The 14437-nt window shown below is 40.9% G+C and carries 14 protein-coding genes; 7 read left to right on the top strand and 7 right to left on the bottom strand.

Annotation, left to right across the window (positions count from 1 at the left end; genetic code table 11):
• Positions 1-72 precede the first annotated feature (72 nt).
• The 3 genes from AACZ87_RS12965 to AACZ87_RS12955 all read right to left on the bottom strand — a co-directional run bounded on the left by AACZ87_RS12965 (position 73) and on the right by AACZ87_RS12955 (position 3484).
• Positions 73-567: a GNAT family N-acetyltransferase gene (locus AACZ87_RS12965; protein WP_339867762.1), complete on the bottom strand. Its 495-nt coding sequence runs from the start codon at positions 565-567 to the stop codon at positions 73-75.
• A 92-nt stretch (positions 568-659) separates the two neighbouring features.
• Complete coding sequence (locus AACZ87_RS12960) at positions 660-2027, bottom strand: Gfo/Idh/MocA family oxidoreductase (RefSeq protein WP_339867760.1); 1368 nt, start codon at positions 2025-2027, stop codon at positions 660-662.
• 89 nt (positions 2028-2116) lie between these two features.
• Positions 2117-3484 carry a Gfo/Idh/MocA family oxidoreductase gene (locus AACZ87_RS12955; protein ID WP_339867758.1) on the bottom strand — a complete coding sequence of 456 codons (1368 nt, stop codon included), beginning with the start codon at positions 3482-3484 and terminating at the stop codon, positions 2117-2119.
• A gap of 176 nt (positions 3485-3660) precedes the next feature.
• Between AACZ87_RS12955 and AACZ87_RS12950 the strand changes: the two genes are divergently transcribed.
• Complete coding sequence (locus tag AACZ87_RS12950; RefSeq protein ID WP_339867757.1) at positions 3661-4143, top strand: hypothetical protein; 483 nt, start codon at positions 3661-3663, stop codon at positions 4141-4143.
• A 576-nt stretch (positions 4144-4719) separates the two neighbouring features.
• On the opposite strand, the gene AACZ87_RS12945 is transcribed toward AACZ87_RS12950, so the two are convergent.
• The 4 genes from AACZ87_RS12945 to AACZ87_RS12930 form a co-directional block, all read right to left on the bottom strand.
• Positions 4720-5181, bottom strand: a complete 462-nt coding sequence (locus AACZ87_RS12945; RefSeq protein WP_339867755.1) for a hypothetical protein — start codon at positions 5179-5181, stop codon at positions 4720-4722.
• A 627-nt stretch (positions 5182-5808) separates the two neighbouring features.
• Entirely contained in the window at positions 5809-6357 is a 549-nt protein-coding gene (locus tag AACZ87_RS12940) for a hypothetical protein (RefSeq protein ID WP_339867753.1), read from the bottom strand.
• A gap of 88 nt (positions 6358-6445) precedes the next feature.
• Positions 6446-7516, bottom strand: a complete 1071-nt coding sequence (locus AACZ87_RS12935) for an Ldh family oxidoreductase (RefSeq protein WP_339867751.1) — start codon at positions 7514-7516, stop codon at positions 6446-6448.
• A 68-nt stretch (positions 7517-7584) separates the two neighbouring features.
• A complete protein-coding gene (locus tag AACZ87_RS12930; protein ID WP_339867750.1) occupies positions 7585-8529 on the bottom strand; it encodes a Ppx/GppA phosphatase family protein in 945 nt (314 codons plus the stop codon).
• Positions 8530-8829: 300 nt separating this feature from the next.
• Between AACZ87_RS12930 and AACZ87_RS12925 the strand changes: the two genes are divergently transcribed.
• From AACZ87_RS12925 to AACZ87_RS12900, 6 genes are all read left to right on the top strand, one after another.
• Positions 8830-10413 (top strand): acyl-CoA carboxylase subunit beta, encoded by a 1584-nt coding sequence (locus AACZ87_RS12925; RefSeq protein WP_339867749.1) that lies wholly within the window; start codon positions 8830-8832, stop codon positions 10411-10413.
• Positions 10414-10462: 49 nt separating this feature from the next.
• Positions 10463-10822 carry a four helix bundle protein gene (locus tag AACZ87_RS12920; RefSeq protein ID WP_339867748.1) on the top strand — a complete coding sequence of 120 codons (360 nt, stop codon included), beginning with the start codon at positions 10463-10465 and terminating at the stop codon, positions 10820-10822.
• Between the two features lie 50 nt (positions 10823-10872).
• A complete protein-coding gene (locus AACZ87_RS12915) occupies positions 10873-11949 on the top strand; it encodes a M42 family metallopeptidase (protein WP_339867746.1) in 1077 nt (358 codons plus the stop codon).
• A 45-nt stretch (positions 11950-11994) separates the two neighbouring features.
• The gene (locus AACZ87_RS12910; RefSeq protein ID WP_339867744.1) at positions 11995-12753 is read left to right on the top strand and encodes a helical backbone metal receptor; all 759 of its coding nucleotides are present in this window, start codon (positions 11995-11997) and stop codon (positions 12751-12753) included.
• Between the two features lie 125 nt (positions 12754-12878).
• Positions 12879-13643, top strand: a complete 765-nt coding sequence (locus AACZ87_RS12905; protein ID WP_339867743.1) for a DUF1080 domain-containing protein — start codon at positions 12879-12881, stop codon at positions 13641-13643.
• A gap of 87 nt (positions 13644-13730) precedes the next feature.
• Positions 13731-14327, top strand: a complete 597-nt coding sequence (locus AACZ87_RS12900) for a DUF1080 domain-containing protein (protein ID WP_339867741.1) — start codon at positions 13731-13733, stop codon at positions 14325-14327.
• The last annotated feature ends 110 nt before the right edge of the window (positions 14328-14437 follow it).

Raw genomic sequence — 14437 nt, 5'->3', positions numbered from 1 at the left:
CTGAGAAATCTCCTCGAAGGTTTAAGTTTTTATTTTAAACCTTCGAGGTCAAATAAAGACCTCAAAGGTTACTCAAAGCTTCAACTCAAACACATAATCATCCATCACATAACCACTTCCTATATCTATGACTTCCTCTTTGATATTTACAAAACCCAAGTACTCGTAAAATTCAATAGCACCCGTATTGTACTTGTTTACATTTAGTAGCAGACTCGTTTGCTCATTTTCTAAGGCTATAGCTTTGATAGCCTGAATTAATTTCTTCCCAATTCCTTTTCCCTGAGCTGTAGGCAGAATATAGATCTTGTGGATTTTGGTCTTTCCCGGCACATTGTTGATTTCTATACCAGTAAAGCCAAGTTTTTCCCCACCTTCATTGGCAAGTAAGAAAATATGGCCTTGTCCAATTTGCTCTTTCAAATGATTGATATCGTAGAACCAATTCAGCATGTAATCAATTTGTGCAGGGCTAAGAATAGCTCCAAAAGTATCTGGCCAGGTACGGTGAGCGATGGATTGGACGTGGATCAGGTCTTCGGATTTGGCGGGGATGATGTTAATCATTTTGGTAGAAAGTTTACTTACCTATAAAAGTAACAAAACCGACCTTTTGAGTAAAGAAGTCGGTTTTGATGATTTACAAATTGATCAGTTACCTAAACACTTTTTGGCTCTGGATGCACAAAGCCTTTTCTGTAAGGTCTTTTCAACCGAGCAGTAGCTTCCTTGTCACCAATTACAGTCATAGTCTTTGGATCGTATTTGAGCGTTCTACCACCAAGATCCATCGATATATTTGCCAAAATGCACGAAGCCGTAGAAATATGCCCTTGTTCTATATCTGCAATAGGAAGTATATCCGTCTCAATTGCTTTCAGCCAATTCTGCATATGAAGTCGGGTCGCTGGAGCAGCATTCAATTCTATATCTGGCTCAGTTAGATCTTCTGGATATTTCTCTCTTTCGAAAAGACATTCAAAATGGATTGGCTTTTCATCTTTATCCAATGGCGTGTAATCTGCCTGCATGGTACTTCCGGCCAGCATTCCTTTGTCTCCAAAAATCTTAAATGCCCAAGGATATTCCGCGTCCTCAGGATTTCCCCAGGTTCTATGCTGCCAGACCACATTGAGCTCTGGATATTCAAAAATCGCGGATTGCGTATCTGAAATATTTGACTTTCCATCTTTTTGCACATAGATCCCGCCAGTCGAAGTGATCTGTGTGGGCCAACCCAACTTCAACATCCATCTAACGGTGTCCAGCATATGGACACACATATCACCGGTGATTCCATTTCCATATTCTATAAATGTTCTCCACCAACGCTTGTGAGGTAATCCATCATATGGACGAAGGGGTGCAGGACCAGTCCACAGGTCATAATTGAAAAAGTCTGGAACGGGCTCAACCGGAGGGTTACCGTTTGCACGCATATGGTAATAACAGCAGATTTCTACATGAGAAATTTTGCCCAGTTTCCCTGAATCAATAATCTGTTCCTTTGCATCAATCAAGTGTGGCGTACTTTTTCGTTGGGTTCCAACCTGCACTTTTTTATTGTATTTGCGCGCAGCTGCTATGATGGCCTCACCTTCGATCACATCTACAGAAATTGGCTTTTGCAAATACACATGTGCCCCAGCCTTCAAGCTATCTATTGCTTGCAGGGCATGCCAGTGATCTGGCGAGCCAATGAGTACATATTCTAATTTTTCTTTTGCCAAAAGTTCTTTGTAGTCTTCATAAAGTTTAGGAACAGCACCTGACTTTTGGCGGGTTGCTACCATATCTCCAGCAGCTTTTAGCATGTTTTTGTCTGGATCACAAAGTGCGACTACATTGACATCTGCTACTTGGATTAGGCGAAATAGATCTGATTTTCCATACCAACCAGCTCCAATTAGAGCAACCTGAAGTGGTCCTTCTCGGTCCTTGAAGTCCATTCCTAAAAGTCCAAAACTTGCCAAAGTAGCTAAAGCGGAAGAGCCTTTGAGAAAATCTCTTCGATTAAATGAATTCATAAAGTGAGGATTTGAGGTTTATTGTGTCTCTTAAGATACAAAAACACAAAGCCTTAGCAACTAAAATTTGAAATTTGAGATTTGAAATTTCAAATTAGATTCGGCTCAGGATGAGCATAGCCATCACGATACGGTCTTCTCAAAAGTGCCGTAGCTTCCTCATCACCTTCAACTGTCATCGTTTTTGGATTGTAGCGAAGTGGTCTTCCGTCTAGTTCCATTGACATATTTGCCAAAATACAGGAGGCAGTAGAAATATGACCTTCCAAAACGTCTGCAACAGGCAAAGTGTCATTTTCTATGGCCTTAAGCCAGTCTTTCATTTGCTCACGCGTAGCAGGTGCAGCGTGAACTTCATTGTCTTTTTCGGTAACATCTTCAGGAAATTGTTCCTTTTCCAAAACTACAGGGTAGTGGATCGGCTCTCCATTATTTCTTCCTTCAGGATAAAAATCAGCTCGCATCGGGCTTCCTGCCAGCATCCCATTTTCCCCGTAGATTTTAAAAGCCCAAGGATAATCTTTGTCCACGGGATTACCCCAGGTGCGATGCTGCCAGACTACATTCAACTCGTCAAATTCAAAAAGGGCAGTTTGCGTATCTGAAATATTAGCCACGCTATCTTTCTGTACATAAATCCCACCGGTAGAAGTCACTTGTATAGGCCATCCCAAATCTAGCATCCAGCGTACCGCATCCAGCATGTGGACACACATATCGCCTACAATGCCATTTCCGTATTCCATAAAAGCTCGCCAGCCACGGTGCAAAATTCCCCTATAAGGAAGCATAGGCGCAGGGCCAGCCCAGAGATCGTAATTCAAATTATCGGGCACCGGGATTACATCTGGATTACTATTATTACGCATATGATAATAGCAGCAAACTTCAGCATGGGAGATTTTTCCTAATTTCCCGGTATCGATAATTTCCTTTTTTGCTTGGACTAAATGTGGGGTGCTTCTACGTTGGGTACCTATTTGAACTTTGCGATCGTATTTTCTGGCTGCTGCCAAAATCGCTTCTCCTTCAATTACATCCACTGAAATCGGTTTTTGTAAATAAACATGAGCTCCGCTTTTCAATGCAGCTATTGCGATCAGTGCATGCCAGTGATCCGGAGTTCCGACGAGTACATATTCAGGTTTTTCTTTGGATAAAAGCTCCTTATAATCCTCGTAAAGAGGCGGGACTTTACCAGACTTTTGTCTGGTGGATACTAATTTTCCAGCTTCGGCCAGTTGCTTGCTATCCACATCACATAGGCCTACTACTTCCACGTCAGCGACTTGAATCAATCGGAAAAGATCGGACTTTCCGTACCAGCCCGTACCGATCAAAGCAACTTGCAGGGGGGCTTCGCGGTCTTTAAAGTCCATGCCAAGCAAGCCAAAACTTGCCAGCGACATCAAGGCAGTACTTCCTTTTAAAAATTCTCTTCGATTTAAGGGATTCATAGGTTATGGGTTTGAGTTAAAAGCGCTTCAAATTACAAAAAGATAGAACATTGGCAAGTGATTTCCTGTTGACTGGCATTTGTCCATGAAGGGTGATTTTCAACAGACATTGACGCGCTTCTACTGCGAAAAAGCTATCTTAGTTTTTACTTTTCTCTACTTAAACTTTTGATACCATGGGACTTGAAAATCAGATTTCTGTGCGGATATCCGACGAGGATATGATTCTTTTGCATGAATACCTGAGCAAATCCACCGAGATTTTGCATAAGTACACCGTGGAGATGTCAGCCAAAGACAGGCAGCGCAAGGACAAATTCGGAGATAAAGCGTCCTTATATGTGAGCAAATGCATTGCTTTTGCAAAGACGAACCCTGAATTTATCCCGGGCTTTATGGAGTTGGAAGAATTGGAAAAAGACTATGATCTGACCAAGCAAATGCGTTCGCTCATCATTAAAGTCATGCAAATCCGTGATTCGCTGACTGCTACACGAGCACTTGCAGGCTTTGAAGCCAATCGTCAGGGAAATCTGTATTATAAAACAGTCAAATCGGCCATGAAAATGGGCATCACCAATGCGATTACGATCTATAATGAGCTGAAATTTCGCTTTGCTGGTATGGGAAAAAGAGCTAAAACGAAGCCTCAGAGCTAGATAACGCAGCTTTCTTTGGAAGTTTGCTTCTATAGGGAAATAATCACTCGTAGTACTTCTCCATTTTTAAGGTAAAAAACATACCTGGAGAATTCCATAGCTGAGTTCAGTCTGTTTTTTCTACAAACAAGTTTGCGAAAAACAGTTCCATTTCTAGTGGAAATATACCCAGTCAACTTATGCAGTTAACTTTTCTACTTTCTAAGTTGGTTATTCTACTCCTAAAGTAGGATATGTCTCAAAAATGCACTGAGGACTACCCCTTTTTGATAGTTAGTTCTATTCGGAGGAGAGCGAGTTAACTTATTGACTAGGATAAGCTACTTAATAGGTTCAATAATCAACTTATTAACTTGAATAACTGACTTCTCAAGTTGATAGACTGGGTAAAATATATAACTGGTTATACTTTGGGAAGGATAAACTGAGAAAAAATACCAGATGAGCTCACAAAATGGCAGGAATTGGCAATTACTCGAACAACGTATTGTGTCGATCTAAGCGCTGGCATGGTAAAAAGTTGTGATTTCTGTACTTGGAAGTGATGTGATTTACGAGCGAGGAGTGAAGGGCCGGCTATTTGGCTACCCAGTCCAGTTGTCGGCCTTCTTCATTGGCTTGTTTATCCTTTGATGACCCTATAGCTATGCCAATGGCCATTCCTATTGGTAGTCCGATTCCCAAAAAAGCTAGATTTCCAAGGGAAATGCCAAATACCACTCCTAGCGGGATCCCGAAAGTAGCCATTCCGAGAACAAGCCATTGGAGTTGATAGTGATTTTGCGGGACAAGCTTCAGTTCTTGATCTAGTAGTTTGATGATACCTGCTTGTGCGGATTTTATTTGCTTTAGCAATTCAGGGTCTGGACCTGGGAAATTATTTACTCCCGAAACAATCTCGTTTATTTTCTGCTCTTGCTCATCAGGAATAGACTTAAACTCAATAGCAGAAAGTAACGTGCTCAGATTATTGGCTGCTTTGGCAAGCTTAGGGTTTTCTTCGAAAGAAGGGCGGGAGGTGAGGGGAGTTAGTGACATGGTTTAAAGTTAAAAAAAGATTTCTAAGAACAGGGTTGGGTAAGATTCAATTGATATCAAGACGATTATTGACCAAAGTATTGAGATTAAAGCCCCAAGTACATTGGTCCATTTAAATGAGTGAGAATTTCGATTATTAATGAAATCGAAAAATGCAGGAATTAAAAATAGATGGACAATTCCTTGAAAAGGAAGAAGTAGCAACCCGAAGGCGAAAGGGCCCCCGCCTGTCAGCAAAATCTCTATTGTTAGAGGTAAGAATAGGGAAAAATTTAAGATTAAAATTATCAAAGACATGATTAGATTAAACCGCTGAATGTTGTTGATTATCATTTTACTTAGGAGCGAACGCTAGAAGCTGTTTTATCTACCCTGGGAGGATTATTAATGTCATAACCGTAATCAATGCTATTCAGATAACGATGGATTCGAAGTCTTTCCTGCCACGTTGAATCTTTATACTCTTTAGCGTATTTAACCTGTTCAGAGGCATTGTTTTCATGAAAAGCAGATCGGTCGAGCTTGAATTTTTTAGGGATGTCGGATCTGTTTGATTTGGATAGGATTCTTTAAAGTTAAAAAAGTTCGGAACTTTTGAATCATTAATAAAAGCTAATTAACAACACCTTATTTAGGCAATTTAGTAGTGCTTATAAATTTGTCACTATTTAAAATACCTACAAGTTGAGAGGGGACCTCTTGATCTCCCCATTTGGTAAGGATATTACTTATACCCCAGGTATATGAATATTGTCCAACTATACCATACTCTGGACAAATTACGATTGCTCCATCTCCATCAAGAGGAGGATTAAAAATTTGATACTTTAATAATTGTAACGTATCAATAGTATTCTCCTCATAGACTAAACCCAACCTATTTCCATAATCGCTAGTAGGGTAGTTTGTGTTAATTTCAATTTGATCATTGTCAGTGATAAGAGAATATGACCTTAAGAGGGTTGTCCCTAAAGAATCATAATAAGAATAGCTCGTTGAATCCTTTGTAAACTGTTTAATCAGGATTTGCTTATGCAATCTGAAAGGTCCATTCTTAAACATGTATTCTGAAAACTCAACCGAAAGAGTATCACTGGTTTTTTTTAAGGAACTAGAATTTTTGCTCCTGCAGGATGAAAAAAATATAAGGAGAAGAATTATAAACCAGTTTTTCATTTCAAACGATATTCTTTTAAACGATCAACGCTATGTAAGGTAGTACGTTCCGCTAACATCGGTCACCCGACATCCAACACCAACAACCCTAAAACTTCACCCCAAAGCGCGCTCCCAATTCAGTCAGATCCTTCACTACAGGATCAAGCAATGGGATTCCATCTTTCATACGAATAGCTTCCAGTTCCCGCTCAGGATCACCTGGTATCAATACCTTTTCATTTCCAGGTGTAGGTTTAGCCGCTCTGAATCTAGTGATCCAATTATCCATATGTGCTTTGAACTCGTCTGCAGGGCGGAAAGCATCCACTCTCATTGCTCCGAAAAAGTGACCTATTCCTTCTCCAACAGGATTAGGATCTGGCTCGAGGAATGCCACAAATGGTGGAACCCAAGGACCGTAATTGGCACCTGAAAGTACTGCCGAGAAAATGTCCACAACTGACCCTAATGCATATCCTTTGTGAGAACCGTGTTCCCGGTCACCTCCAAGAGGTAGTAGCGCTCCACCGTCTTTTACACCATTGGCGGAAGTAGTTGGATTTCCCTCTTTGTCTTGAACCCAGCCAGTTGGCGTGTCCATTCCTTTTCTTTGTAGGATTTCCAATTTCCCATTAGCTGCAGTGGTTGTCGCCAAATCTGCCACAAAAGGAGGCTGGTTTTTAGCAGGGATCGCAACTGCTATGGGATTCGTCCCGAGAAGTCTCTCCTGTGAAAAAGTCGGAGCGACTAGTGGACTTGCATTCGTCAGGGAAATCCCAATCATGTCATGATCCAAAGCTTGCATAGCATGGTAACCTGCAATTCCGTAATGATTTGAATTCTTCACAGAGACCCAACCTGTTCCGGCAATCTTAGCTTTTTCAATAGCAACTTTCATTGCAAATGGAGCTACAACCAGTCCTAATCCTCCATCTCCATCAACGACAGCCGTGGAAGGTGTTTCGTGAACGACATGCACATTTGGCGTAGCATTTATCCTTCCTTTCTCCCACAAACGCACATATCCGGAAAGTCTAGCTACCCCATGACTATCCACACCACGCAGATCTGCGGAAAGTAATACATCCGCTGCAGTTTTAGCTTGGTCTTCCGGACAGCCTATTTTAGTTAGCATGCCTAGCGTAAAAGCGTGAAGTTGTTCGAAGGAATAGGTCATAGGAATAGTGGATTAATCTGGTGAAAAACTACCAGCCAAATATAAGAAATGAAATTTTTCAGAAAGGCTTAAAGAGCTGTCTGCTCCGGAATAAGCAAGGAAGCGATTGCTCCTTCTTTCAATGCATAATGGGAGCAGGTGATGAAATCCACTTCAATATATCGCAAAATAAACTCGATCAAACTTGAAGCGACCACGATCATATCTACTCTCATTGGAATCATACCAGGAATCAGGAGGCGCTCTTCCTTGTTTTTACTCAAAATCATACGATGAATCGCCTCGTATTCTTCTACGGGAAGCTCAAATACATGCCGTCCAGTGAGTTTGCACTGGAGCATTGACTCGAAATAAATGTCCGTCAGCGTGTCAAAAGTACCCGAAGCACCTACCAAGCCCGTTGGCTTGTAAAGCGCTATGGCTTCGACCAGCGGCTGAAGTTTTTCCTCCAAGTACCCTTCAAGCTTTTCAACTTCTTCAGGTAAAATTGGGTCGTGATAATGGAAAAGCTCCAACAGGCGCTGTCCACCGATTTCGAAACTTTGTTTCCAAAGTGATTCCTGACTGTTGCCTATGATGAATTCGACCGAACCACCACCAATATCCATCATCAGATCAGTCTGTCCATTTAGTGAGCCTGACAATCGGATTCCTTGGTAAATCATCTGAGCCTCTTCCTCGCCAGATAATACCTGAATATTTATTCCAATAGTTTCTTTGACAGTTTGGACGAACTCAGGACCATTTTCAGCATTTCGAACTGCACTAGTAGCAAAAGCAAAAACCTGATCTATGTGCTCGCCATCGATCAGGTTTTTGAAATGTTTAAGCGTATGATAAGCTCGTTTTAAAGCGTCTTCTGCAAGATTATTTTGGTTAATTCCACCTTTACCCAATTTGACAGGGATTTTCTCCTTGTAAATTGTTTTAAAAGTTACATTATCTAATTCTACCAATAACAAATGAAATGTATTGGTGCCCATGTCAATTACCGCCGCCTTTCGGGTACTCATACGCTGCCAATTTTAAAGATGGGCGAATATAGAAAGTTATTTGAAATGAGGTCTTTCCATATAAATTTAATTGCCTGATTTTTTTTTAAACACTAGTTCATTACAGCACGCGCTGAGGTTTCACGGAGATGAACAGCGACAACTAGTAGCCTACTGAAGCTGTGCTGGCGAAAGCTTCCTTGGCTATGGATTTTTCTTAACACCTATTACTACTTACTTTTTACAATAGTTACATCTGGAAACATTCCTTTCCATAGCTAACAAAGCCTGCTATATTTGAGCTAGTCTAAAAAATATACTATGAGCAATCAGGATAAACCCAATTATACTTTACCAGGAAAAGAAGGCAAGATAGAGTTGCTGAAAAAGAAAAATGCCGAAGCTCTGCTCGGTGGTGGGGAAAAGCGAATTGCTGCTCAACATAAAAAGGGGAAGCTTACTGCTCGTGAACGTGTGGAATTGCTGATGGACGAAGGATCGTTTCAGGAGATTGACAAATTCGTCATGCATCGGGCAAAGGATTTTGGTCTTGACAAAGAACATTATCTAGGTGATGGTGTGATTACAGGATATGGAGAGGTGAACGGACGATTGGTCTATGTGTTCTCTCAGGATTTCACCGTTTTTGGCGGTTCTCTTTCCGAAACACATGCAGAGAAAATCTGCAAAATCATGGATATGGCTATGAAAAATGGTGCTCCTGTGATTGGATTGAATGATTCTGGGGGAGCTCGGATCCAAGAGGGGGTGAATTCACTTGGGGGATATGCCGATATATTTTATAGAAATACACTTGCTTCTGGAGTTGTACCTCAGATCTCTGCGATCATGGGGCCATGTGCTGGTGGAGCAGTTTATTCCCCTGCGATTACTGACTTTATATTAATGGTGGAAAACACCTCCTATATGTTTGTGACTGGGCCAAATGTGGTTAAAACTGTCACTCAAGAAAATGTTACCGCTGAGGAACTTGGTGGGGCTTCTGCTCACAGCACTAAAAGTGGTGTGACGCATTTTGCTTGCGCAAATGAATTGGAATGTATCCAGCATATCAAAAAGATCTTGAGCTACATGCCTCAGAATTGTGAGGAAATCGCTCCAGTTTATCCTTATGAACTTTTGGAGGATGAAAGCCGAAAGGAGCTCGATAGTTTGATTCCGGATAACCCAAACCAGCCGTATGATATTCGTGATGCTGTTAAAGGAATAGTGGATGAGGATTCATTTTTAGAGGTTCATGAAAACTTTGCTGACAATATTGTTGTTGGTTACGCAAGGATTGCAGGCAGAAGTATAGGTGTTGTTGGTAATCAACCTCAATCAATGGCTGGAGTTTTGGATAACGATGCTTCAGTGAAAGCTGCTCGCTTCGTAAGAACTTGTGACAGTTTCAATGTCCCACTTTTGGTTTTGGTGGATGTCCCTGGGTTTTTGCCTGGCACAGATCAGGAATGGAATGGAATAATCGTTAATGGAGCCAAATTGCTGTATGCTTTTTCAGAAGCGACTGTCCCTAGAATTACGGTGATTACAAGAAAGGCTTACGGGGGCGCTTATGATGTGATGAATTCCAAGCACATAGGAGCTGATTTGAATTTTGCTTGGCCTACTGCAGAGATTGCAGTAATGGGAGCAAAGGGAGCTTCGGAGATTATTTTCAAAAAAGAGATCGCAGAAGCTGAAAATCCCGAAGCTAAGCTGCAGGAAAAAGTAGATGAGTACACGGATAAGTTTGCCAACCCATATCGGGCTGCACATCGAGGATTTATTGATGAAGTGATCATGCCTTCGGAAACTAGGGTCAAACTAATCAAAGCCTTCAAAATGCTGGAAAACAAAGTCGATAAAATCCCAAGAAAGAAGCATGGGAATATTCCGCTTTGAGCTAATAGTTAGAAGACAATAGTCCATAGTTTTACGTTAAATTAGAGTTATGGCATTTAAGTTTGAAAAATTAATTATTTGGCAAAAAGCAATGGATCTTAACGAGGTGATATTTGTTATCACCAAAGGTTTTCCCAGTGATGAGCGATTTAATTTAATCTCGCAAATGAGGAGGGCCGCAGATTCCGTAGCTTTGAATATTGCAGAAGGAAGCACGAGCCAATCCAATCCAGAATACCAACGTTTTTTGAATTACTCAATCCGTTCTATCGTTGAAGTCGTCTCAGCTCTTTTTATCTCAAAGAGGAGAAATTATATTGCAGAAGAAGTATTTCAGTCCACCTATAATCAATGTGAGGAACTGGTGAAAATGATTCAATCTTTAAAGAATAAACTTGTCTCATCGTGAGACGTCTATGGACCATGGACTGAATACTATGGTCTTTAATAATAATTGAAATGACAAAAAAATCAAACGAAACTCAATTTCTATATAAGTACCTCAACAACGCTTCCCCGACTGGTTTTGAAGCTTCAGGTCAGCAGATTTGGTTGGATTACGTCAAGCCTTTTGCGGATGATTATTTCACAGATAATTATGGAACTGCAGTTGCGGTGATCAACCCAGAGGCAGAATATAAGGTCGTGATTGAAGCGCATGCGGATGAGATTAGCTGGTTCGTTAACTACATTAAAGATGACGGCTATATCTATGTGCGCCGCAATGGAGGCTCCGATCATATGATCGCTCCATCCATGCGGGTAAATATTCATACAGATAAAGGTGTGCTTCCTGGAGTATTTGGCTGGCCGGCGATCCATGTGAGAAAAGACGGAAAAGAAGATGCGCCGACTTTAGACAATATCTTCATCGATGTAGGAGCAAGATCCAAAGATGAGGTGGAGGAAATGGGGATCCACGTGGGATGCGTGATCACTTTCAAAGATGAGTTGACTGAATTGAATGGTAAATTCTACTCTGGCAGAGCGCTTGACAATAGAATAGGTGGCTACATGATCGCTCAGGTTGCCAAAAGAATCAAGGAGAATAACATAGAATTACCTTTTGGGCTCTATATAGTAAATGCCGTACAAGAGGAAATTGGTCTTCGTGGCGCTCAAATGATCGCTGCCAAAATCAAGCCTAATGCTGCAATTATTACGGACGTTTGTCATGATACCACCGCTCCTCTATATAATAAGGTGACTAGTGGTGATTACACAGCTGGCAAAGGTCCAGTATTGCCAGTTGGAGCATCTGTTCATAAGAAGTTGCTGGATTTGATTATTGCCACGGCAAGAAAGAAGGAGATTCCTTTCCAGAGAGCTGCGGCATCTAGAGGTACAGGTACGGATACCGATGCTTTTGCCTATTCTAATGAAGGAGTGCCATCGGCATTGATTTCACTCCCTTTGAAATACATGCATACCACCGTAGAAACTGCCAGTAAAGATGACATCGAGCAGGTGATCAACTTGATGTATGAGTTCTTGTTGGATTTTGATCCAACATTTGATTTTCGATATATAAAATAAGTACGGAGTCCACAGCTAAAAACCTGTGGACTTTTTTGCTTTTACATGGAATACCTAGATCAACTTAAGCGAAGAATAGCACTTCCTTCAACTCCTCAACGGATCATTTCACTTGTTCCATCTCAGACTGAACTGTTGGTTGATTTGGGTTTGGAGGAGAGAATTGTAGGTGTGACCAAGTTTTGTGTTCATCCGCTTGAACTCAAAAATCGAAAAACAATTATCGGTGGAACAAAGGACTATCGAATGGATGTTATTGATTCTTTATACCCGGATTTAATTATAGGTAATAAGGAGGAGAATGAGCAGGAAGGGATAGAGGAGCTAATGGGGAAGTACCCTGTTTGGATGAGTGATATCTATACGCTGGCTGATAGTTTGGAGATGATCGAGGGTTTGGGAGAAATGCTAGCTGCGGAAGAGAAAGCTGAAGCAATCATTAAGCAATTGAACTCGGATTTTGAAATACCATTTCATAAGAAAGGCTCTGCCATTTATTTGATTTGGAAGAATCCAATTATGGTAGTAGGAACTGATACCTTTATAAATGAGATGTTGGATTTTGCTGGCTATGAGAATTTAATTCAGACTTCGCGATATCCAGAGCTATCAGAGAAGGAACTGGTTGAATTGAATCCTGAAAACCTATTGCTTAGTTCGGAGCCTTTTCCATTTAAAGAAAGTCATATTGAGTTCTACCAATCCTTATTGCCGAAAGCTAAAATTAGAATAGTAGACGGGGAGATGTTCTCATGGTATGGTAGTAGGCTTTTGAAAGCTAAGTCCTATTTCGAAAATCTTTGAAATTAGTAAAACAACAGCAGGATCCTCTTCTATTTACCGCTTATGAAAAAATTCATTTTCCTGAAGAACTTTATTAAAAAAATCAATTAACTTTTGACTTCAATTAGTTTGTAATAAACCGTACTATGAAAAATACAAAATACGCTTGGGTGGCATTATTAGCCTTTGCTTGGTCATGTGGACCGAAGCCAGCAGAAGATTCTGTTACCGAAACAGTTGTTGAAGAAGTTTTGGTGCCAGAGAACTCACTTACAGAGGAAGAGAAAGCTGATGGCTGGATGTTACTTTTTGACGGAACTAATACCGATGGGTGGAGAGCTTTCAACGGTGATAGCTTCCCTTCAGATGGATGGACAGTAGAGGATGGTGCTTTGAAAGCATTAGGAAAAGGTGGTGATATCGGAGGAGATATTGTTTTTGGTCCTGTGGAATTTGAGCAATTCGAAATGGAGTGGACTTGGAAAATTGCCCCAGGAGGAAATAGCGGAGTACTTTACCATGTAGTGGAAGATCCAAAATATAAGGCTCCATATGAGACAGGACCGGAATATCAGATGATCGATCAGTTGGGATTTGCAGAGCCTTTGGAGAAATGGCAATCGATTGGTGCGGATTATGCAATGACCGAGCCTGATTACGAAGGAGCAGTGAAGCCAGCTGGTGAGTGGAATACTTCCAAAATCATCTTTTCGGAAGAAGGATCCAGTTATTATCTGAATGGACAGAAAACAGTTGAATTTGTCCCTTACTCTGAGGCATGGACTAAAGCCCGTAACTCCGGTAAGTGGAATGACTTCCCTGATTATGCGATTTCAAAAACAGGGTTGATCTCTCTTCAGGATCATGGCGCAGAGACCTGGTTCAAAAATATTAAAATCAGAAAATTGTAAAATCGAAGGGTTCCATGGATAAGAGGACGGTTTTCCCATCCGATTATACATTGGCCCATTGACATTTGAATGATAAATTATAAACATATGAAAAAAGTATTAGTGGTGATGCTCTTGTTAGCATCTGTAAATTTTGCTCAGGCGCAGAAGAAAATTAAACTCTTTAACGGGAAGGACCTTTCCGGCTGGACGATTTATGGTACAGAGAAATGGTACGTGGAGGATGGCTTGTTGATTTCAGAAAGTGGACCTGATAAAGGATATGGTTATTTAGGTACAGATGAAGAGTACGATGATTTTGAAATAACTCTTGAATTCAAGCAAGAGGCCAATGGAAATTCGGGCGTGTTTATCAGATCTACAGTAGAAGGCACAAAAGTTTCTGGGTGGCAAGTAGAAGTTGCGCCTCCAGGTCATGATACTGGCGGGATCTACGAATCTTACGGTAGAGGCTGGTTGGTAAAACCAGATCCTGAAAAAGACAAGAACTTGAAGTTTGGAGAATGGAACAAAATGAAGATTGTTGTAAAAGGAGATAATGTTACTTCTTATTTGAATGGAGTAGAAATGGTCAACTTCTCTGATGCTAAAATAGGAGCAGGAAAAGGTGGTGTTAACCTTCAAATCCACGATGGTGGTGGGATAAAAGTTTATTGGCGAAATATTGTTTTGAAAAAGCTATAATATACCAAAAGTTATATAGAAAATGCCTTGATGATTATGTCATCAGGGCATTTTTATTTTGCGGAAACTTTTCCCCGTCTCTATCAGGAGCTTACCAGAAAAGAGGCTTA

The sequence above is a fragment of the uncultured Algoriphagus sp. genome (assembly GCF_963974365.1).
Lineage (GTDB): Bacteria > Bacteroidota > Bacteroidia > Cytophagales > Cyclobacteriaceae > Algoriphagus.
The sequence above is the reverse complement of the archived record's forward strand: the minus strand, read 5'-3'. Positions and strand labels throughout refer to the sequence as shown.

Bases quoted from the DNA above. Each gene is read 5' to 3' on its own strand.
- AACZ87_RS12965 (WP_339867762.1), bottom strand. From the start codon at position 567: ATGATTAACATCATCCCCGCCAAATCCGAAGACCTGATCCACGTCCAA.
- AACZ87_RS12960 (WP_339867760.1), bottom strand. From the start codon at position 2,027: ATGAATTCATTTAATCGAAGAGATTTTCTCAAAGGCTCTTCCGCTTTA.
- AACZ87_RS12955 (WP_339867758.1), bottom strand. From the start codon at position 3,484: ATGAATCCCTTAAATCGAAGAGAATTTTTAAAAGGAAGTACTGCCTTG.
- AACZ87_RS12950 (WP_339867757.1), top strand. From the start codon at position 3,661: ATGGGACTTGAAAATCAGATTTCTGTGCGGATATCCGACGAGGATATG.
- AACZ87_RS12945 (WP_339867755.1), bottom strand. From the start codon at position 5,181: ATGTCACTAACTCCCCTCACCTCCCGCCCTTCTTTCGAAGAAAACCCT.
- AACZ87_RS12940 (WP_339867753.1), bottom strand. From the start codon at position 6,357: ATGAAAAACTGGTTTATAATTCTTCTCCTTATATTTTTTTCATCCTGC.
- AACZ87_RS12935 (WP_339867751.1), bottom strand. From the start codon at position 7,516: ATGACCTATTCCTTCGAACAACTTCACGCTTTTACGCTAGGCATGCTA.
- AACZ87_RS12930 (WP_339867750.1), bottom strand. From the start codon at position 8,529: ATGAGTACCCGAAAGGCGGCGGTAATTGACATGGGCACCAATACATTT.
- AACZ87_RS12925 (WP_339867749.1), top strand. From the start codon at position 8,830: ATGAGCAATCAGGATAAACCCAATTATACTTTACCAGGAAAAGAAGGC.
- AACZ87_RS12920 (WP_339867748.1), top strand. From the start codon at position 10,463: ATGGCATTTAAGTTTGAAAAATTAATTATTTGGCAAAAAGCAATGGAT.
- AACZ87_RS12915 (WP_339867746.1), top strand. From the start codon at position 10,873: ATGACAAAAAAATCAAACGAAACTCAATTTCTATATAAGTACCTCAAC.
- AACZ87_RS12910 (WP_339867744.1), top strand. From the start codon at position 11,995: ATGGAATACCTAGATCAACTTAAGCGAAGAATAGCACTTCCTTCAACT.
- AACZ87_RS12905 (WP_339867743.1), top strand. From the start codon at position 12,879: ATGAAAAATACAAAATACGCTTGGGTGGCATTATTAGCCTTTGCTTGG.
- AACZ87_RS12900 (WP_339867741.1), top strand. From the start codon at position 13,731: ATGAAAAAAGTATTAGTGGTGATGCTCTTGTTAGCATCTGTAAATTTT.